The organism is Streptosporangium brasiliense (assembly GCF_030811595.1).
In the GTDB taxonomy this organism is placed as follows: Bacteria; Actinomycetota; Actinomycetes; order Streptosporangiales; family Streptosporangiaceae; genus Streptosporangium; species Streptosporangium brasiliense.
Map to the genome: position 1 here is coordinate 5,593,952 of NZ_JAUSRB010000002.1, position 19,149 is coordinate 5,613,100.

General features: G+C 72.1%; 20 protein-coding genes. 5 read left to right on the forward strand and 15 right to left on the reverse strand.

Going from position 1 to position 19,149, the window contains the following annotated elements; translation table 11 throughout:
* Positions 1-23: 23 nt before the first annotated feature.
* From J2S55_RS34080 to J2S55_RS34105, 6 genes are all read right to left on the reverse strand, one after another.
* Positions 24-2,207 (reverse strand): M4 family metallopeptidase, encoded by a 2,184-nt coding sequence (locus J2S55_RS34080; protein WP_306869350.1) that lies wholly within the window; start codon positions 2,205-2,207, stop codon positions 24-26.
* A 658-nt stretch (positions 2,208-2,865) separates the two neighbouring features.
* Positions 2,866-4,194, reverse strand: a complete 1,329-nt coding sequence (locus J2S55_RS34085; RefSeq protein ID WP_306869353.1) for a helix-turn-helix domain-containing protein — start codon at positions 4,192-4,194, stop codon at positions 2,866-2,868.
* A 644-nt stretch (positions 4,195-4,838) separates the two neighbouring features.
* Positions 4,839-5,330: a hypothetical protein gene (locus tag J2S55_RS34090; RefSeq protein WP_306869356.1), complete on the reverse strand. Its 492-nt coding sequence runs from the start codon at positions 5,328-5,330 to the stop codon at positions 4,839-4,841.
* 116 nt (positions 5,331-5,446) lie between these two features.
* Positions 5,447-5,893, reverse strand: a complete 447-nt coding sequence (locus J2S55_RS34095; protein ID WP_306869359.1) for a MarR family winged helix-turn-helix transcriptional regulator — start codon at positions 5,891-5,893, stop codon at positions 5,447-5,449.
* A 209-nt stretch (positions 5,894-6,102) separates the two neighbouring features.
* A complete protein-coding gene (locus J2S55_RS34100) occupies positions 6,103-6,819 on the reverse strand; it encodes a hypothetical protein (protein ID WP_306869362.1) in 717 nt (238 codons plus the stop codon).
* A gap of 89 nt (positions 6,820-6,908) precedes the next feature.
* Positions 6,909-7,901: an NAD(P)/FAD-dependent oxidoreductase gene (locus J2S55_RS34105; RefSeq protein ID WP_306869364.1), complete on the reverse strand. Its 993-nt coding sequence runs from the start codon at positions 7,899-7,901 to the stop codon at positions 6,909-6,911.
* Between the two features lie 79 nt (positions 7,902-7,980).
* Between J2S55_RS34105 and J2S55_RS34110 the strand changes: the two genes are divergently transcribed.
* Both J2S55_RS34110 and J2S55_RS34115 read left to right on the forward strand, forming a co-directional pair.
* A complete protein-coding gene (locus J2S55_RS34110) occupies positions 7,981-8,592 on the forward strand; it encodes a helix-turn-helix domain-containing protein (RefSeq protein WP_306869367.1) in 612 nt (203 codons plus the stop codon).
* A gap of 196 nt (positions 8,593-8,788) precedes the next feature.
* Positions 8,789-9,163, forward strand: a complete 375-nt coding sequence (locus tag J2S55_RS34115) for a hypothetical protein (RefSeq protein WP_306869369.1) — start codon at positions 8,789-8,791, stop codon at positions 9,161-9,163.
* Positions 9,164-9,365: 202 nt separating this feature from the next.
* Here J2S55_RS34115 and J2S55_RS34120 read toward each other — a convergent pair whose 3' ends face one another.
* On the reverse strand, positions 9,366-9,953 hold the full coding sequence (locus J2S55_RS34120) for a TetR/AcrR family transcriptional regulator (RefSeq protein ID WP_306869372.1): 588 nt from the start codon (positions 9,951-9,953) through the stop codon (positions 9,366-9,368).
* A gap of 133 nt (positions 9,954-10,086) precedes the next feature.
* A complete protein-coding gene (locus J2S55_RS34125; RefSeq protein WP_306869376.1) occupies positions 10,087-10,995 on the reverse strand; it encodes an aldo/keto reductase in 909 nt (302 codons plus the stop codon).
* Between the two features lie 46 nt (positions 10,996-11,041).
* Here J2S55_RS34125 and J2S55_RS34130 point away from each other — a divergent pair, with 46 nt between their 5' ends.
* On the forward strand, positions 11,042-12,055 hold the full coding sequence (locus J2S55_RS34130) for an ArsR/SmtB family transcription factor (protein WP_306869379.1): 1,014 nt from the start codon (positions 11,042-11,044) through the stop codon (positions 12,053-12,055).
* Between the two features lie 118 nt (positions 12,056-12,173).
* Here J2S55_RS34130 and J2S55_RS34135 read toward each other — a convergent pair whose 3' ends face one another.
* The 6 genes from J2S55_RS34135 to J2S55_RS34160 form a co-directional block, all read right to left on the reverse strand.
* Positions 12,174-12,644 carry an SAM-dependent methyltransferase gene (locus J2S55_RS34135; RefSeq protein ID WP_306869381.1) on the reverse strand — a complete coding sequence of 157 codons (471 nt, stop codon included), beginning with the start codon at positions 12,642-12,644 and terminating at the stop codon, positions 12,174-12,176.
* A gap of 93 nt (positions 12,645-12,737) precedes the next feature.
* Positions 12,738-13,109 carry a DoxX family protein gene (locus J2S55_RS34140; protein WP_306869384.1) on the reverse strand — a complete coding sequence of 124 codons (372 nt, stop codon included), beginning with the start codon at positions 13,107-13,109 and terminating at the stop codon, positions 12,738-12,740.
* Positions 13,110-13,144: 35 nt separating this feature from the next.
* Complete coding sequence (locus tag J2S55_RS34145) at positions 13,145-13,942, reverse strand: ABC transporter permease (RefSeq protein ID WP_306869388.1); 798 nt, start codon at positions 13,940-13,942, stop codon at positions 13,145-13,147.
* Positions 13,939-14,706, reverse strand: coding sequence for an ABC transporter permease (locus tag J2S55_RS34150; RefSeq protein WP_306869389.1), 768 nt, complete (start codon positions 14,704-14,706; stop codon positions 13,939-13,941). The genes J2S55_RS34145 and J2S55_RS34150 overlap by 4 nt, the downstream gene beginning before the upstream one ends.
* Positions 14,699-15,613: an ABC transporter ATP-binding protein gene (locus tag J2S55_RS34155; RefSeq protein WP_306869391.1), complete on the reverse strand. Its 915-nt coding sequence runs from the start codon at positions 15,611-15,613 to the stop codon at positions 14,699-14,701. Before J2S55_RS34155 ends, J2S55_RS34150 begins: the two co-directional genes overlap by 8 nt.
* A gap of 55 nt (positions 15,614-15,668) precedes the next feature.
* A complete protein-coding gene (locus tag J2S55_RS34160; RefSeq protein ID WP_306869393.1) occupies positions 15,669-15,959 on the reverse strand; it encodes an antibiotic biosynthesis monooxygenase in 291 nt (96 codons plus the stop codon).
* Positions 15,960-16,019: 60 nt separating this feature from the next.
* On the opposite strand from J2S55_RS34160, the gene J2S55_RS34165 reads away from it, so the two are divergent.
* Positions 16,020-16,652: a TetR/AcrR family transcriptional regulator gene (locus J2S55_RS34165; protein ID WP_306869394.1), complete on the forward strand. Its 633-nt coding sequence runs from the start codon at positions 16,020-16,022 to the stop codon at positions 16,650-16,652.
* A 133-nt stretch (positions 16,653-16,785) separates the two neighbouring features.
* The gene (locus J2S55_RS34170) at positions 16,786-17,670 is read left to right on the forward strand and encodes a sigma-70 family RNA polymerase sigma factor (RefSeq protein WP_306869395.1); all 885 of its coding nucleotides are present in this window, start codon (positions 16,786-16,788) and stop codon (positions 17,668-17,670) included.
* A 181-nt stretch (positions 17,671-17,851) separates the two neighbouring features.
* Here J2S55_RS34170 and J2S55_RS34175 read toward each other — a convergent pair whose 3' ends face one another.
* Positions 17,852-19,147 (reverse strand): helix-turn-helix domain-containing protein, encoded by a 1,296-nt coding sequence (locus tag J2S55_RS34175; protein WP_306869396.1) that lies wholly within the window; start codon positions 19,145-19,147, stop codon positions 17,852-17,854.
* Positions 19,148-19,149: the final 2 nt, after the last annotated feature.

Sequence of the window (19,149 nt, forward strand, 5' to 3'; positions counted from 1 at the left end):
TGTGGAGCGGTGGTCCTTTCGCGTTACGGGGCGTCGTAGCCCAGGGTGTAGGTGCCGCTGCCGCTGTAGGCGTGGACGCGGTAGCGGTAGAAGCCGGCGGTGCCGCTGTAGGTGAAGGACTCATCCGGGTTGGCCGAGGTGCCGCTGGCCACGGTGGTCCAGGTGCCCAAGCTGTTGCGCTTCTGCAGGTACAGGTCGAAGTCGGTGCCGTTCGGGCCGTCCAGGCAGGCCGTGTGCGTTCCCGACGTGGTGGTCTGGAAGCCGGAGGTGCTCGGCTGGTAGACGCTGGCACCCGAGGAGAGGGTGCCGGTGTAGGTGTGCTGCCTGCCGGCGCACGGACCGCTGCCGCCGACGTTCAGGGTGAACGTGGCCGTCCTGTCCACGCTGGTCCCGTCACCTGTGACGATCACGTTGTAGGTGCCGGAGGCGGTGCCCGCCGGGACCGAGACCGTCAGGGTGGAGGAGGCGCCGGAGGTCACCGACGGCGGGACGAAGGCGGCGGTCGCGCCCGAGGGCAGGCCGGAGGCCGAGAACGTCACGCTCTGCGCGGTGCCCGAGGTCGTCTGCGTGCCGACCGTCGTGGTCGCCTGCTGGCCGGGCTGCACGGTCGCGGACGCCGGGTTGAGCGTCAGAGAGAAGTCGGGGCCCGTCGAGCACGCGGTGGGCTCGTTCGTCGCGGCCGGGACGCTGACCGCGGTCCAGGCCGCCTTGGTCGCGTTGAACTCGGTGCAGGAGCCGGGGAACAGCTGGATCGCCGCCTCCAGCGAGGCCTTGCGGACGAGCGAGTGGGTCCAGGTCGAGGTCTTGCGGTTCAGCGCGCCCATGAAGATCTGGCCGGCCTTCTGGATGCCGATCCCGGTGAGGGTGGAGCCGTTGCAGGTCGGGCTGACCGGCTGGCCGTCGGTCGGGTTCGTGCCCTGGGCGAGCAGGTAGAACCAGTGGTTCTGGACGCCCGCTCCCGCGTGCACCTCCATGTTCGGCACCGAGGCGGAGTAGCAGTCGGGGTGGCCGGAGATCTGCGACGGCTTGTGCATGTAGCGGATCGGTCCGCTGCCGACCAGGTTGACCTCCTCGCCCACGCTGAAGTCCGGCGGGTCGTACTGGGCCGGCTCGTTGGCGTAGTACTCGGTCAGCGCGCCGAAGATGTCACCGGTGGACTCGTTGAGCCCGCCCTTCTCGTTGCTGCCGGTCGAGCCGCCGGGCGTGGTCTGGAAGATGGCGTGGCCGTACTCGTGGGCCACCACGTCCATCGGGGTCGCCTGGCGCTGGCTGTCCTGCGAGCGGCCGAAGTTGGTGTAGCTGCCGTTCCAGTAGGCGTTGACGTCGGAGAGGCCGACCCTGGCGGGGAAGCCGCCGCCGGTGCCGTTGAACCCGCTGCGGCCGAGCCAGGCGCTCAGCATGTCCCATTCCTTGCCCGCCGCGTGGAGGGCGTCCACGCAGGCGGTCTCCAGGTCGGTGCCCGAGCCGTTGCCCCAGTTGTCGTCGGGGCCGGTGTAGGCGCTGCCGTTCTGGCCGCCGCAGCGGACGCCCGTACGGACCGGGTCGGTCATGGAGTACGGCGTGCCGGACGTGGTGCCGATGGTGACCGGGCCGTTGTAGTAGCTCGATCCCTGACCGGCCATGACCTCGTCCGACTTCTCGGCGACCTCGCCGGTCAGCGCGTCGACGAAGACGTGCATCTTGCTCTCGCGGCCCTTGTCCGCGCCGCTCACGACGACCTCGTAGGCCAGCCGCCCGGCCCCCTGGGCCATCACCGACAGCTTCGGCGTGGAGACCTCGGCGGCGTCGCTGATCTGGCCCTTGGCGATCTCCGCGGCCTTGTCCGCCGCCACCTTCGGGGTGGTGTCGACGTTCAGCGTCTCGGTCTGGGCGATCGACGTGCTCAGCACGCCGCCACTGGCGTTGGTGACGACGACGAAGTCACCGCCGTAGACGGGCAGGCCGGAGTAGGTGCGGGTGTAGGAGACGTAGGTGAGCCCTCCCTTGCCCGGGATGGCGTCACGGCGCTGGAAACGGTCCTTGGCCGAGGACTGGAGGAGGGCGGGCTCGGCCTGGACCAGGCGGTCGGCGGCCTGTGCGGGGGAGTCGGGAGGGGCGATCGACGGGGCGCGGACGGTCAGTCCGGTGGCTCCGGCCGATGCGGGGGACAGTGCCACGGCCATGCTTGTCGCCGTGGCCACCAGCGCAAACGCAACAGTGCGCTTCACGCAATGCTCCTTCTGCTGAGCGACGGCCACGATTTCTTCTGTGGGGTGGTCGTGGTCCGTCGAATTGCCTGGACGCGAGACTCGTCAGCACGTTCACGCATGCCGCGCGCTGCGATGGTGAACGGCCGGGCGGAGAGGCTCGCTGGTAATGGTGGGACTGAGAGGCATTTGACGCCTTCCAGGCTGAGTCGTCAATAATCTGGTCAATAATGTGAATTTCACAGTTTGGCAGCGAATTACAGATTTATCGCACAGTGCCTGTTCAGTACGGCGGCGGCCTCTCCGGGAAGGAGGCCGCCCCGGTGGCCGGTTCCGGACCCGCCCCGGCGGCCGGTCGCGGACCCGCCCCGGCCCGGGGGCATGCCACGCCCGCCGCCGGGTCCTGGGGGCCGCTCGGACGTCGCGCCACGCGGAGCGGTCGGGCCGCCCGGCCGGCCGGGCGGCGCAGCACGCGGAGTGACCCGGCGGCCCGTACCGTCAGGGCACGCGGAGCGGCCCGGCGGCCCGTCCCGTCAGGAGGGGCGACCCGGGGTGTCCACAGCGCCGCGCACATCGGCGCCCGCTCCAGCGCAGCGGGTGTCCACAGCGCCGCGCACGTCGGCGCCCGCTCCAGCGCAGCGGGTGTCCACAGCGCCGCGCACATCAGCGCTTGCTCCGTCTACAGTGCCGCGCACATCAGCGCCTGCTCCAGCGCCGCCCGTCCCTGGTCGACCTCGCCCGCGTCGCCGTGGAGGTCGGCGACGACCATCCAGGCCGCCGAAGCCCGCCACAGCGCCGTCATCCTCTCCAGCGCCTGCGCGGCCGCGGTCTGGGCGAGCGCCGCCTCCTCCAGGCGGCCCAGCGCCCGGTAGACCTCCGCCAGCAGCTCGTGTGCCTCCACCGCCACCGGCCCCACCATGCCCGCCGCCTGCTCCACCGTCGCCAGTGCGCGCTCCAGGGCCGCCTGCGGCTCCTCGCGCAGCAGGTCGAGGCGTGCCAGCGCGAGCAGGCAGGAGATGACGTCGCTCGGATGCGCCGCGGCCGCCACCAGCTCGGCGTGGGCGTCGGTGAGCATCCGGCCGACCCGCTCGACGTCCTGCGGCCCGTGCCGCAGGTCGTACTGGGCCATGCACATCCGCAGCCGGCCCATCGCCAGCCCGTCGTCCAGTTCCCCCTGCACGCGGAGGGCGCGGTTGCTCAGCATGTCGGCCTCCAGCGGGTCGCCGAGGATGCGCGCCACCACCGCGCTGTTCCACGAAGCCGCCACGATCGCGCGAGGCGATCCGATCCGGTCGGCCTCGTCCAGCAGCTCGGTGGAGAAGTGCGCCATCCGCTCCCGGTCGCCGCGCTCGACGTAGGCGGCCAGCAGGGTCGAGGCGAGCTCCACCAGCCGGTCGGTCCACCCCGACAGCGTCTCCCGCTCCAGGGCCTCCTCGCCGACCCGTACGGCGGCCTGCAGCTCGCCGACCTCCCGGTGGCACCGGCACAGGGCCAGGGCGATCGAGATGCGCTGCTCGCGCAGCTGCGCCTCCAGGCCGGCCAGCGCGGCCGTCGTCTCGGCGTGGTCGGAGCACGCCTCCTGCAGCATGACCGTCAGCTGCTCGATCGCGGCGGGCCGGTTGTCGGCGGCCTCCAGCGCCAGGGCGTAGCCGTAGCCGACGCGTCTGCGTGTGTCGGGCAGGTAGCGGAGCGCCGGTTCGGCGATCAGCCGGGCGAGCTCCTCGCCGGCCGTCTCGATCTCGCCCTGGCGCAGGGCCGCCTCCGCCTGGGCCACCCGGGTGTGCAGAGCCGTCACGTACCGGTCGGTGATGCCGTGTCCGAGCTCGGCGGCTGAGCAGCCGAGCCGGTCGGCCAGAGCCCGTATCTCCGGCGCGCTCGCGTCCCGCATGCCGCCTTCGATCGCCGCCACGTCCTCTTCGCGCAGTCCCGGCTCCGCGACCTGCGCTATGGTCATGCCGCGTTGCTTGCGCAGCGCCTGCAGGCGCCCGCCTACGTCCGTGCCGCTCACGTCGCACTCCCTGGATGCCGCCACAGGATGTGAATCCATCCCTGATGTGGATCATCTCAACAGCGCATCTTAACGTCGCGGGCTCTCTCTGCACCAAAGCCGAACCGGTATTCGTATTCGGGCGTTGTGTCATACCGGCGGCACAGGAGACAATCCTCTCGAAGTTCCATAAGGTGTCATGGAGGTATCTGTGAGAAGGCGTGTACTGGCCGGAATCGCCGTCACGGCTGCTGCGTTGACCGCTGCCCTCGGGGCGACGGGCGCGGCCACAGCCGATCGTGGATCGGAGGGCCTCCGACCGGCCGGGCAGCCGTCGATCACGCTCGCGCCGCCCTCGTCCTTCAACGGCGGCGGTCTGTGCTGCTACGAGTAGACGCCGGCTTCTAGACAACGACAACCCGGCGGGACCGGTCCGCGGTCGCTCCGCGGCGTCCGCCGCCGGCACCCGCCGGGCACGCCGGCGGCCGGGTCGGCGGTGACGCGCTCGTCGTCGCCACCGGCGGGCGCGCCGGAGATCCGCCCGGGACGGCGGCGTCGCGGGAGTCCGCCTGCCGCGGGCCGTCGAGGACGCGCCGGAGCCGAGGCGTCGCCCGGCCGTTTCCGGGCGCGACGCGGGCTGTCCGGTTCACGTGCCGGGATGACGCTCACGTGTACGCTCCCGGGCGGACGATCATGAGGACCACGACGGTCGCCCACAGCAGGTTGTAGATTCCGGCGAGCATGCTCAGGGTGCGCAGCCGCCTGCCGTCGTCGGGGTCGGCGAGGGCGTCGCGCTGGCGCGGACAGATGTGCAGGGCGAGCAGCCCGCCCGCGCCGGCGGTGAGGACCATGGAGACGGTGATCCAGATCTCGCCCATCCGGCCCTGGACGAGGGCCAGAGTGATTCCCGCGACGGGTACGGCGATGCCGAAGAGGCCATAGCCGCGGGTGATGCGGTGCAGTGCGACGGCGACGGCCCGGTTGCGGTCTCCCGAGGCCGGCGGCTGGGGGTCGACGGGTGCTCCCGCGGTGGCCGGGCCCGTCGCGGCCTCCGTGGTGACCGGGGCGTAGCGGGGGAACAGGCTCGTCGCGACGGCCGAGCCTCCGACGAACACGATGCCGGCGAGTACGTGCACGGACAGCAGCAGACCTTCCACAGGTTCTCCTCTCGCAACCTTCAGGCATGCTGAAGCTTAACAGATGCTTCAGTGTGCCTGAAGGTTGCGAGAGGAGGCGTGGCGCCCTCGCCGTCCGGGGCGTCCCGCCCGTCAGGTCAGAGCCGGGGGCGACCCTCGAACGCGGCGTGTACGGCGTCGGCGACCTGGCGCTGGATCGGGTCGGCGTCCGGGCCGAACAGCCGCTCGTCGACTCCGGCCACGGCCTTCATCGCCTCCCGCATCAGACGCGCGCCCTCCGGCGTGATCTCGATGGTCGAGGCGGACCCGGCGCGGGCGGTGTTGTCACGGACGAGCCCGGCGCCGGACAGCGCCTTCACCGCCGTATGGACGCTCTGGACGGTGATCCCGGACATCCGCGCCAGATCGCTGAACGATGCGCCGGGCACGCCGGAGATGTGCCCGAGCAGGCCGAACCTGCTGACCGTCAACCCGAGCGGTGCGAGGGCGGCGCCGAGCTCGGACTCGATCCGGTGCGCCAGCGTGAGCAGCACGATGGAAGGGCTGGTCTCCGGCGGACCTGGACGGGCGTTCTCGATTGTCACCTGCCCAGTCTCCCGCAGTTCCCCCGGGTCGGGCCGCCGCGCGCCACGCTCACCCCGGCCTCTCCCGCCGTGGAACCGGCCCCTCGCCGGGGCGGGGGAGGGGCTGCCCGCTCACCTGTGCCGGGATCCTCCTGCCGGGCCGGGCGCAGGGCCGCTTCACCCCCGGAGAACGGTCATCTCCGGGCCCTCGAAAACCTCCATGGGGATGTTCAGCCATCCCCATGCGGCGGGAGCAGGGCCGGGTGGATCTCGGCGAGCAGTTCGAGCAGGGGCTCCCGCGTCTGCGCGGCGAAGGCGGCCTCGACGGCGGCAGCGGCCGGCCCGCCGGTGAGCCAGGTGAGAGTCTGCTGGTAGGCGGGGCTGTGGCGGTCCCAGAAGGCGTTGGTCAGGCGCTTGCCCGACAGTCCGGTCAGCACGAAGTCGTGCAGGTGGTTGATCGCGGCGTCGGTGTCGAGCCTGCTCCAGATCTCCAGGCAGGGCGCGAGATCCATGCCGGTGGCGGCCAGGGCGCACACCACCGTGTCGATCGAGGGGCGGACGGGATGACGGCGCAGCGTCTCGTGCCACCACTCGCCCAGGAACCCCGCTACGGCGTCGCGCTCCTCCTCCGGCCAGACCCGCCAGTCGGCGGAGGCGAGCTTGCCGAAGACGATCTCGGGATCGGGATAGCCGAAGTCGTCCGCGGCCGCGCATTCGAGCAGGCGCGGCAGAAAGTAGCGGAACTCGGCGACACCGCCCCAGGTGTTGAGGGCCTTGGCGGCGTAGCGGGCCAGCGCCGCGGCCTCGATCGACCCGACCGGTCCTGCCAGGAGGGGCCGATCCTCACCCGGCGCGACGCAGTGTGAACAGCCGTCCGCGTGCTCGGGTCTCGGGACGTGCCCGAACACGTCGTACATCCGCCGCTTGGCCGCTTCCCAACTGGACACCGCCCCATTATCGGCGCCCCACCTTGAACGGAGTGATCGTGCTCCGCGGCCGGCCTCCTTGGTTCACCGGCCGTGGCGGCGCTCGCCCGTCACCAGTCCGCCGACCCGCGTTCCGGACTCGGCCGAGAACGGGCCCGGTAGGCGTCGACCGCCTGCCGGGTGTCCTCGGCGACCAGGTCGGCGTTGATCTGGGCCGCCGCGGCAGCGCCCGCCGCCGCGGCGGCACCGACCTGGGCGAGCAGATCGGTGACGTTGCCCGCGACCCACACCCCGGGCACCTCGGTACGGCCGGTCGCGTCGGAGGGGATGTGCTCACCGGCCCCCGACGGGTGTTCCGCCGGCCGTAGTCCGAGCGCCGCCAGGAAGCCGGCGCGCGCCGCCATCCGCGGCGAGACCGCCAGCGCCTCGCGGCTGACCACCGTGCCGTCGCTCAGCCGCACCCCCGCCAGGCGGTCCTCGACGATCTCCAGGGACGCCACCTCGCCCTCCACCACGCTGATGCCGCGGGCGGCCAGTTGCTCCGCCTCCTCGTCGGTCGGCGGCGGCATGGTGTGGGAGAAGAACGTGACATCGGCGCTCCACTGCCGGAACAGCAACGCCCGGTGCACCGCCATCGGCCCGCCCGCCAGCACGCCGATGGCCTGGTCACGGACCTCCCAACCGTGGCAGTACGGGCAGTGCAGCACGTCCCGGCCCCATCGGGCCCGCAATCCAGGTATGTCCGGCAGTTCGTCGGCCAGCCCGGTGGCCACCAGCAGTCGGCGCGCACGGACCGTCCGGCCGTCGGCCAGCGCCGCGGTGAACCCCTCGGCCTCCCGGCCCGCCGTGGCGACCTCCCCGGCCACCAGGTGACCGCCGTAGTGGCGGACCTCGGCCCGGCCGCGCTCCAGCAACTCGGCCGGCCGGATCCCCTCCCGGGCCAGCAGCCCGTGCACGCCGGCCGCCGGGGCGTTGCGCGGGGCGCCCGCGTCGATCACCACCACCGACCGCCGTGCCCGAGCCAGCGTCAGCGCCCCGCTCAACCCCGCAGCACCTCCGCCGAACACCATCACGTCATAGCTGTTCCTCAGCTGATCGGTCACCGTGACCACCTCCACGACGAGGATGCGGGCCCATCGGCCGTTTTCGCAAAATCTATTGCCGATCTGGCAAACTGGTGGCATGGACCACGACCTCGACCAGGCGCTCACCGCGGTCGGACCCCGGCTACGCGCGCTGCGCCAGCAGCGCGAAACCACGCTGGCCGACCTTTCGGCGGCGACCGGCATCTCGGTGAGCACCCTGTCCCGGCTGGAGTCCGGCGCCCGCCGGCCGACCCTCGAACTGCTGCTCCCCCTGGCCAGAGCCCACGGCGTCACGCTCGACGAACTCGTCGACGCCCCACCCACCGGAGATCCACGCATCCACCTGCGCCCGATCGCCCGGAACGGCATGACCATGCTGCCCCTGACCCGCCGGGCCGGCGGCATCCAGGCGTACAAGCTCGTGATCTCGGCCGACAGCCGCCGCAGGGAACCCGAGCTGCAGACCCACGAGGGCTACGAATGGCTCTACGTCCTCAACGGACGGCTACGGCTCGTCCTCGGTGAACACGATCTGGTGCTCTCACCCGGCGAAGCGGCCGAGTTCGACACCCGCGTACCTCACTGGTTCGGCACCACCGGTGCCGAACCGGTCGAGTTCCTCAGCCTGTTCGGCAAGCAGGGCGAACGCGCCCACCTGCGCGCCCATCCCACGACGAAACATCCGGTCGGCGACGGCAACCGAGCCTGAGAGGGGGAGTCACGGCAGGGCCGGGGCGTCACGGACCGCGGCCGTCCCGTCGGTCTCCGCGTCGAAGGTGGCCAACGCTGTGTGATAACGATTGAGGTGTCGGGCCGTCATCGGGGCCGCGGCCGGCGTCTACGTAGACATGACAGTTGCGATACTGCGTCTGGCGCAGGCGATGCGACGGCATAAAGCACGCTGGATGACCCGGAGTCTGACCGGCCCGTCGCTTGAGCATCTCTACCACCACTACGGGCGGGAGATTCTCGCCAAGGCCGCAGCCGAGCCCGCGCTGTCGCAGGCCATCGCCCAGGAGATGGACGACATCGAGGCGACGTTGCGGCGTGACGGGCTGCCCGGGACACCTGGTCACCTGCGCGCCTTCCTCCTCGGATACGGGCAGGGCGTGGTGGACTCGGCCGTGATCCGGCCCGATCTGGTCGCGGCGCGCATGAATCACACCGGCTATCCCCCCACGATCGTCCAGTTGGGCGCGCTGTGTCAGAAAGCCCTCGCCGCGGGGCTGGTGCGGATGAGTGCCACCCCCGTACGCCGATCCACGATCATCGGATACTGACGGCCCCGCCGCGCCTTGGGGGAGAGGGCCCGGGCCCGGTCCGCTCGCTGCCGGGCCGGGCCCGGGCCGGGGCCTCGGCCTCGTCGAGGAACGCCTCGGCGTGCGCGCCGGGATCAGGAGGGTGAAAACCGGGCGGGCGGGGGAGGAGCGGCGCGGTCGCGGCGGTGCGGAGGCGGCGGCACTCGAACGGGCGCTCGGCCGGCTACGGGGACGGCCGCGGCGGCGCGCCGGTCACCAGCAGCCACAGGGGGGCGACCGCCTCCATCGGGTCAATGCGGTCGGGTGCGAGGAGCCACTGCTGGTGGATGCCTATCACCGCGCCCACCATGGTGACGGCCAGCGTCTCGGCGGAGGTGCCCGGGGGCAGCGGGAGGCGCTCCAGCCACCTCCTGCAGTGCTCGCGCAACGTGTTGTGGATCTCGACGTAGCGGCCGTGGATCGGCGAGCCGGGCTCCAGCGCCTCCACCAGGAGCGTGACGAAGAGCTTCGAGGTGGGCAGCCGCATGAGCGCGTCGGCGCCCTGCCGCAGGTGGTCGAAGCTCGCCGCCCCCGCCCCGGGGTCCTCGGGGAACCCGCTGCGGATCAGGTCCACCGAGCGTTCGAGCACGGCCAGCAGCAGGCCCTCCTTGCTGCCGAAGTGCCACGGGATCGAGCCCCTGCTGATCTGTGACCGCTCGGCCACGTCGGCGAACGTGGTCTGCCGGTAGCCCTTCTCCGCGAACAGCTCCGCCGCCGCCGTGAGGATCAGTTCGCGGCTCTCGTGACTGGTCTGTTCTCGTCGTGTTGTCACGCCACCTCCCTCTGTGCTGGCAATCTTATTCTATGTTGACCAACACAGGAGGTCGCTCCGCGCCTCGCCGCCTGCACCGGCGGCTGACGCTCCCCACGGACGAGACGCCGGGCGGGCAGCGGTGGCCGGATTCTCACGCTCCGCCCCGGTGGAGGGAGTCCAGGGTGGCCAGTGCGTCCTCGGAGAGGCGCAGTGCGCCGGCGGCCACGTTCGCGACCAGGTGATCCGGGTCGCCGGTACCGGGGATGGCCAGCACATGGGGTCCGCGGTGCAGCGTCCACGCCAGCCGGACCTGCGCCGGGCTCGCGCCGTGCGCGCGCGCGACGGCGAGCACCTCGTCGCCGTCGGCACCGCTCGCGCCCCTCTCGCCCCCGGTGCCGGCGATCGAGTAGAACGGTACGAACGCGACACCATGCTCGCCGCAGGTGCGCAGGAACCCGTCCTGCTCGGGCGCCACGCCGATGCCGTACCGGTTCTGCACGCAGACCACCGGCGCGATGGCCTGGGCCTCGGCGAGGTGTTCGGGGCGGACGTTGGAGATGCCCAGGTGGCGGATGAGCCCGGCGTCGCGGAGCTGGGCCAGTGCGCCGAAACGCTCGGCGATCGAACCGGTTCCGAGGATGCGCAGGTTCACCACGTCGAGGTGGTCACGGCCGAGCTGGCGCAGGTTCTCCTCGACCTGGCCGCGCAGTTGCTCGGGGGTGGCATGGGGCAGCCACTCACCCGACGGACTCCGGCCCGGTCCGACCTTGGTGGTGATGACGAGATCATCCGGGTAGGGGGCCAGCGCCTGATTGATCAGCTCGTTGGCGGAGCGCAGCGGTGAGAAGTAGAACGCGGCGGTGTCGATGTGGTTCACACCGAGCTCGACCGCGCGGCGCAGCACGCTGATCGCCCGGCCACGGTCGCTCGCGACCGCGTCTGCCGCGAACGCCCCGCCGAGCTGCGTCAGACGCATCGCGCCGAAACCGAGCCGGTTGACCGCCAGGTCGCCGAGCTTCCAGGTGCCTGACGCCGCCGCGGTGATCGTCTCTGAAGTCATGCCCGAATGGTCTCCACGCTGTAGGGTGGCCGCCATTGATTAACGCATGTCTGAATTCTGGGGAGTGGTCCTCCTGGCGGAGCTGGCCTTCTCGGCGAGCGATCTGGCGCAGATGCGGTTCGCCGTCTCACCGATGTGGGAGGTCGGGACCAGCTTCCGGCTGCTGCGCTCCGGCTCCGCGCATCCCGTGCACCGCCTCTGGCTCGAACAGGTACGGCCACGGGTGACGGCGGCCGGACTGGACCGGGGCTGGCTCGCGGGGCTGATCCTGCCCTCGGGCTACGTCCCCGACTTCCTCAACCCGGCCCCCGCCGGGCCGGCCCCCACGCTGGCGGAGGAGCTGGCCGGGATCCAGGCCGCTCCCGTCGACCAAGTACGCCAGGACCTCGACCGCCTGAGGCGCGAGCAGGGGCGGCTCGTTCCCCGCTCGCGGAGCCTGTACGCCGAGCCGCAGGCCCACCTGCCCCGGATCGCGGAAGAGATCGAGACCTACTGGGAGCTGGCGCTCGCCCCCTACTGGGCGCGGATCCGGGCCGTGCTCGACGCCGACCTCTTCCACCGGGCCCGGCAGGTCGCCGAGCACGGCGCGGGCCACCTCTTCAACGATCTGCACGCCTCGGTGAGCTGGGACGACGACACGCTACGGCTCCTCCGCCGACAGCGGACCCTGTCCCGGAAGACGTCGGGCGCAGGGCTGCTGCTGATCCCCTCGGCCTTCACCGGACCGGGCCCGCTCACCCGGGTGACCCTGCCGGACCCACCGCAACTCGCCTATCCGGCGCGCGGCATCGGCTCGTTGTGGGAACCCCGGCCCACCACCGGCACCGGCGCCCTCGCCGCCGTGCTCGGCCGCTCGCGCACCCTGCTGCTGGCCGAACTGGACGCCCCGGCCTCCACCACCGAGCTGGCCCAGCGGACCGGTCTCTCCCCGGCCGGGGTGTCCCAGTACCTCACCGCGCTGCGCGACGCGGGCCTGGTCAGCGCCCACCGGGCCGGCCGTTCGGTCCTGTACGCCCGCACCTCGGCCGGCGAATCCATCCTCGCCGCCGCGTCCCCGTAGTCCTGGGTGCCGCCGGCGGCCGGCTCGGGGGCCGGCTCCATCCCGGCGACCTCCGGGGACGTCCCGCGAAGGCCCCGGGTCCGGAGAGGAGTCCTACGGCAAGCGGTCCGAGGGAGCCTCAGTAATAGCGGCTCATGAGCTCGGTGGCCCAGGCCGGCTGGGTGACCGGCGTCCGGGGGGCGAACTCGGCCAGGTAGGGCTTCACATCCAGGATCGGTGAGCCCGACAGCGCGTCCAGGTCGGCGACGTGCAGGTCCAGGCCGTCCACGGCGAGCAGCCGGCACCGGGAGACGCCGAGGCGGTTGGGGCGGTACGGCCCGCGGTGGGCGAAGATCCCCACCGGCGCCGCCTGCGGATTCCCTCTTGGGGGACGGGGCTCGCTGTGCACCGCGGCCGGGGCGATCCGGTCGAAGAGGAACACGACCTCCAGATGGGAGAAGTGCTCCAGGCCGAGCACCGCCGAGGCGGTGAAGGACTCGCCGTCCAGCCGGATCACGGATCGCACGTCGTGCCAGTCGTCTTCGTACATCTCGCCGCGACCGCCCACGAGGTGGCCGACGGGGCGCAGGGGCACGCTCTCCGTTGTCATTGGTGATCTCCCGGTTCTGGGCTCTCCCCGGCGGGCCGTCCGGCGCCGACGCGCCTTCCGCCCGCGGGGACGGCCCTCGGAATGTTCAGGTGGTCAGAAGGCGTAGGGGCCGAAGCGTCCCCAGGCGATGACCGCGGCCGGCACGAGCAGCACCACGTTGACGGCGATGGCCGCCGGCTCCTTGCGGCGGGCGTGGGTGGCGACGGCGCCGAGCATGGTGATGGCCAGGCCGGTGGCGGCCACCGGAGTGAGGATCGAGGCGATGCCGGCGAGGGCGGGCAGGAGCAGTCCGAGGGCGCCGAGAAGTTCAGCCGCGCCGATCAGACGGATCCGGGTGAGGGTGAAGTCGTCCACCCAGGGCGCCATGGGGCGCAATCTCTCCTTGGGCTGAGTGGCGTGCATGATCCCGGTCAGGCCGAAGACGGCGGCCAGGACGGCCTGCAGTACCCACAGGAACGCGTTCACGTCGGTTGTTCTCCTTCTCCGTTCAGGTCCCCGGCCTAGTAGCGGCCGAGGGTGCCGCGGTGTCGGGCGAGGTGTTCGAGCCGGTTGAACAGGACCACCCCGACGGCCGTGATGAGCAGCGGCTGGACCAGCAGCCAGCCGAGGCCCAAGCCGGTCGGGAGGGCGGCGAGGGAATGCCCGCCGAGCAGGATGTCGCGCATGGCCTCGATGCCGGGCGCGATGGGGACCACCAGCCGGCTGAGGAGGGCGACGGGGTCGGGCATGGCGGCCAGGGGGACCAGGGTGCCGCCGGCGATGGCGTAGACGGCCACGGACAGTTGCGTGACGATCTCGATGCGCTTGAACACCAGAGTCAGCCCGCACAGGATGAGAGCCAGCCCGCAGGTGCCCACCGCGATGGCGGCCAGCGGCACGATCACCTGCGCGTCGAAGGGCACCCGCCCGCCCTGGAGGATGATGGCGGTGGCGCCGGTGGCCAGGACGGCCAGCGCGGTGGGCAGGGCCGAGATCACGGCGGCGACCTGGCGGCCGAGGATGCTCGCGGCCGAGGGCAGCGGGGTCAGGTAGGTCTGTTCCAGCACGCCGGACTGGATGTCGCCCAGATAGCTCCAGAACACCCGGTTGACCTGCTCATGGATGAAGGTCAGCGCCATCATGCCGAGCAGCACCGGTAGCAGCAGCTCGGCACGGAGCTGCCCGCGTCCCATGAACAGCACGATGAGCAGGTAGAACAGCGGAAACGTGATCATCTGGATGAGGGTTTCGCGCCATCCGGCGGCGAGGTTGAGCAGGCCCTTGCGGACCTCTGCGGCGAATCCGCGGGCGAAGGTCACGAGGACTCCTGCAGGGCTCGGCGGTGGTTGCGGACGAACAGCAGGCCGCTGACGGCGGTGAGCACGAGGGTGTGGGCGATCAGCCAGGGCAGGGTGCCGCCGCTCCAGACCTCGGCCAGGGTCCGGCCCTCGAACAGCGTCTGGGTGGTCGCCTCGATGCCCAGCGTGGTGGGCAGGAGCCTGGCCACCGCGGCCAGCCAGTCGGGATAGAGGGCCAGCGGCAGGAACGAGCCGTTGAGCAGCAGCACCAGCGAGGCGAACAGCGACTGCAGGGCGCCGATCATCGGGGAGACCAGGGCGAGGGCGGCCAGCAGGAAGGTGAAGGCCAGCACATCGACCCCCAGGAGCAGGACGGGCACCAGCGCCGTCCAGCGCAGCGGGATCGAGATCCCGGCCACCAGCATCGGGACGAGGGAGGCGACGGCGGCCACCGCCAGCCCGAACACCGAGGCGGTGATCAGCCGGCCGAGCATCGGCAGCCACGGCGGCGCCGTGGTCATCTGGGCCTGGGCGAAGGTGCCGGCGCGTTTCTCCTCGATGAGGTCGGCCACCATCACCAGGGCGGCGTACTGCAGGAACCAGTAGCCGCCGATCGCGACCAGGGTCTGCGGCAGCAGGTCCTGGCGGAGCTCGCCCTGGCCCAGGACGAACTGCAGGCCGAGGTACATCATGGTGCTGATCAGCAGCGTGATCACATGACCTGCCGGGTGGGCGAGCTGCACCCGCAGGCCCTTGCCGATCTCGGCGCGCAGGACGTCAAGCATGGGACGGCTCGCTCACCAGCGCGAGGAACACATCCTCCAGGTCGGGCCGCACCTGGGTCAGCGATTCCAGGACGGCCCCTTGGGCGCGCAGCCGCTCGACCACGCCGTACACCTCGCGCGGGTCGCTCACCCGTACGCTGATCGTGGTGACGCCCTCGCGTGTGACGCCGTCGAACCCCGGCGGCGCCTCGCCCTCGACGCGGATCTCGTACCGATCCCGTTCGCGGAAGCCGTCCAGCAGGTCACGGGTGGGCAGGTCGGCCACCAGCCGTCCCTGGCGCATGACGGCCACCCGGTCGCACAGCTCCTGGGCCACGTCGAGCTGGTGCGTGGTGAGCAGGACGGTGGTGCCGAGCTCGCGGGCCTGCTCGGCGATCCAGTTCTTGACGGTGCGGGTGGCCTCGACGTCGAGGCCGAGCGTCGGCTCGTCCAGCAGCACGATCGGCGGGTCGGCGATCAGGGCGGTGGCGATGGCGACCTTCTGCTGCATGCCGCGCGAGAAGCCGCCGACCTTGTCGTGGCGCCGTTCCCACAGGCCGAGGTCGGTCAGCAGGTTCTGGGCGCGCTCGGCGACCCGGTGCTTGCGCAGCCCTTTGAGCCTGCCGAAGTACATCAGGTTCTGCCAGGCCGACAGGCTCCAGTAGACGTTGCGCGAGCCTTCCAGCAGGGCGCCGAACTGCGCCATCGCGGCCGAGCGCTGCCGGGCCACGTCGAAGCCGCCCAGCCGGACCCGGCCCGAGGTGGGGGTCAGCAGGCCGGCCAGCATCTTGATGGTGGTGGTCTTGCCCGCGCCGTTGGGCCCCAGGAAGCCGAACACCGATCCGGCGCCGATGCGCAGGGACACCTCGTCGACCGCCCGGACCTGCGCCGAGCCGTACACCTTCGTCAACGCGTCGATCTCGATCATGTCATCTCCTCGATTCGGGGACCCCGGCCCCGGGTTCCGGGGCCGGGGCGGGCGGTCAGAGCTCGTCGAGAACCTCGATGTCCTCCGCGGTGACCTCGCGGGCCACCGCGAACGCCGCGACGGCCGCGGCGGTGCCGGGCAGTGCCTGGCGGGCCGCCCGCAGGCTGGCGGCCGAATCCCAGCGCCAGACGCCGACCCACGTCTCGTCGCCGAGCCGGCCGAGGCGCGCCTCGGTGAGGCCGGACAGCGTGGCCCTGGTCGCGGAGACCAGAGCGGCGTGCCGGGCCCGGACCTGCTCGGCGTCGGCGGGATCGGCCTGGAATCGGGTGACGCTGATGACCGACATGATTGGACCTTCTCTCTAGAGTTGACTTCTAGCAATTGAATCTAGAGATAGACTCTAGCCATGAGTGATGTCAAGCGGACGAACAAGCGGGCGCAGAAGGCGAAGGAGACGCGACGGCGCATCCTCGCGGCGGCAATGGAGCTGTTCGTGCGGGACGGATACGGCGCGACGAATCTCCAGGACGTCGCCGACAAGGCCGGAGTCGCGGTGCAGACGATCTACTTCGTCTTCGGCAACAAGCGCGCCCTGCTGAAGGAGCTGGTCGATGTCACGATCGCGGGTGACGACGAGCCGGTGGCCACGATGGACCGGCCGTGGTACGCCGCGGCGCTGGCCGCCGACACCGCGCAGGACATGCTGCGCGCCTACGTCGCCGGCACGACATCGGTCCTGGAACGGGTCGCGCCGATCGGCAGGGTGCTGGAGGGCGCCTCCGCGAGCGACCCCGAGGTCGCCGCCCTGTGGCCGCACGACGTCGATCCGCGTTACGTCGTCCAGCGAGGGGCGGCCGAGGCACTGGTCGGCAAGCCGGGCGCACGGGCGGAGATGTCGGTGGAGGAGGCCGCCGATCTGCTGTACGGCCTGCTCAGCCCCGAGCTGTACCTGCTGTTCGTGCGGGAGCGCGGCTGGCCGCGTGAGCGCTGGGAGCGCTGGGCGGGCGAGACCCTGCGCGCCCAGCTCTGCTCGGGCTAGGACCGCCGACGGCCGGCGCCGCCCGTGGCCTCCCCGGCACCTCGTCCGGTCCGGGAGCCGGGCTCCCGATACCTTCGGCTGGTGTTCTGCACATCTACTGCGATGAACCCCGGCGACGAAGGAATGTGACACGGTGGACGGAAGCGAATGGCTGACAGAGCGTTTCGAGGAGCACCGGCCCCAGCTGCGAGCGGTGGCCTACCGGATGCTCGGCTCGCTCAGCGAGGCCGATGACGCCGTGCAGGAAGCCTGGTTGAGACTCAGCCGCGCCGACATCGGCGGCGTGGAGAACCTCGGCGCCTGGCTGACCACGGTGGTGGCGCGCGTGTGCCTGAACATGCTGCGCTCGCGCGAGCATCGGCGCGAGGAGCCTATCGACGCGCGGGTGTCCGACCCGGCCCTCGGTCCCGAGTCCGGGGACGATCCCGAGCGGGAGGCGTTGATGGCCGACTCGGTCGGGGTGGCGCTGCTGGTGGTGCTCGACACGCTGACGCCGGCCGAGCGGCTCGCCTTCGTGCTGCACGACATGTTCGCCGTGCCCTTCGACGAGATCGCCCCGATGCTCGAGCGGTCGCCGGAGGCGACCAGGCAGCTCGCGAGCCGCGCCCGCCGCCGGGTCAAAGGGGCCGCCCCGGCGCCCGGCGCCGACCTGACCCGCCGGCGTCGGGTCGTCGACGCCTTCCTGGCCGCCACCCGCGGCGGGGACTTCGAGGCGCTGGTCGCCCTGCTCCACCCCGACGTGGTGCTCCGGGCCGACAAGATGGTCATCCCCGCGCTCGAACCCGTCGTGGTCCGCGGCGCCCACCCCGTGGCCAAGGGCGCGATGGCCGCCATGGAACGGGCCTGGTTCACCGGGCCGGTGGCGATCGACGGGGCGGTCGGACTCGCGATGGCCCCCGGCGGCCGGCTGCGCCTGGTGCTCAGCTTCACGATCGTCGAGGGCGCGGTCACCGAGATCGACGTGATCGCGGAGCCGGATCGCCTCAGCCGGCTCGACCTCGCGGTTCTCGACGCCTGACACCCTCCGCCGGATACGGCGGCGGACCACGCCGATCCACCGCCGTGTCCGGGCGCCCGGTCGCTCCGTCCGGTCGCTCCGTCCGGTCGCTCCGTCCGGCCGAGAGCCCGCAGCCGCGCCGTGAACCCCGGTGGCGACGCCGACGGCACGCTCCGCCCCGGCCACGGTCAGCCGGCCGCGGTCACAGCCCGATGCAGGCCAGCGCCCGCTGGTAGGCCGCGACGCTGTGGGCGGGCTCGCCGAGCGCCTGCAGCGTCTGGGCGACGGTGAGCCAGGCCCGCGCGGTCGGCCGGGTGGCCGGCGCCTCCTCCAGCCAGGCGGCCACCGCGGCCAGCTCGTGCACCGCCTCGCGCCGCCGTCCCAGGTCGGCCATCGCCTGCCCGGCCAGCAGGTGGACGTCGGCCTGGAGATTGCGCGGCAGGCCCTCGATCTGCTCCAGCAGCGCCGTCAGGTGCTCCTTGGCCCCTTCGGCGGAGCCCAGCAGCAGCTCGGCGCGGATCAGGTTCGCCGTGCAGTCGGCCGCCTCCGCCGCGGTGGCGGATCTGGCGGTCAGCTCGGCGTGCGCCCCGGCCAGCCGCCGGTACCACTTCTCCGCCTCCGCGGGCTGCACGCCGAGCGCGATCCGGGCGTAGGCGCCGTGCAGCCGCTCCAGCCGGTCGGCGTCGCCGAGCTCGGCCTGGGCGGCGATGGCCCGCTCGACATGGGCCAGCGCCTCGTCGCCGCGTCCGGTCTCCACCGCCAGGACCGCGGCCGCCTGGTGCGCCACGGTGAGCGCCGCGGCGGTGCCGAGGCGGTCGGCGGCCGCCAGCAGCTCGCCGCGGAACTGGCGGCCCCGCAGCAGATCGCCGCGTTCGGCGTAGGCGATGAGCAGCTCGGCGCCCAGCCGGATGAGCTCCTCGCTCCAGACCGGCCGCCGCACGCCGGCCAGGAGCTGCTCGGCCACCTGCACGGCCGCCGTCAGGTCGCCCCGCCGGCGCTGGCAGCCGGCCAGCGCGCAGGTGATGCTCGCATACAGTTCGACGGGCATCTGCGCCGCGTCGCGCTGCCGTACCCGGGTCAGCAGCACGACGGCCTCGTCGAGGTCGCCGCAGCTCTGCAGCGCGTCGGCCAGGCCGAGTTCGGCGGCCTGGCGCATGTGGGGGAAGCTGGCCAGCGTGTCGTCGGCCAGCAGCGCGGCGTAGCGGGTGCGCGCCTCGGCCGCGCTGCCGCTGTCCAGCGCCTGCCGGGCGTGCCTCAGGTTGTGTTCGAGCTCCTCCTGCTGCTCGGCTGTCACGCCGCTGAGCAGGTATGACAGGGAGCATTCGAGTTTCTCGGCCAGCAGTTCCAGGACCGCGGGCGTCGCGGTCCGCTTGCCGCTCTCGATGAGTGAGACGTAGCTGTCCGACAGTTCGGGGTGGGCAAGTTCCGCCTGGGAGATGCCGCGCTGGCGGCGGGCGGTCTTGATGCGCTGTCCAACTGAGGCTGTAGCAGTAGACACGT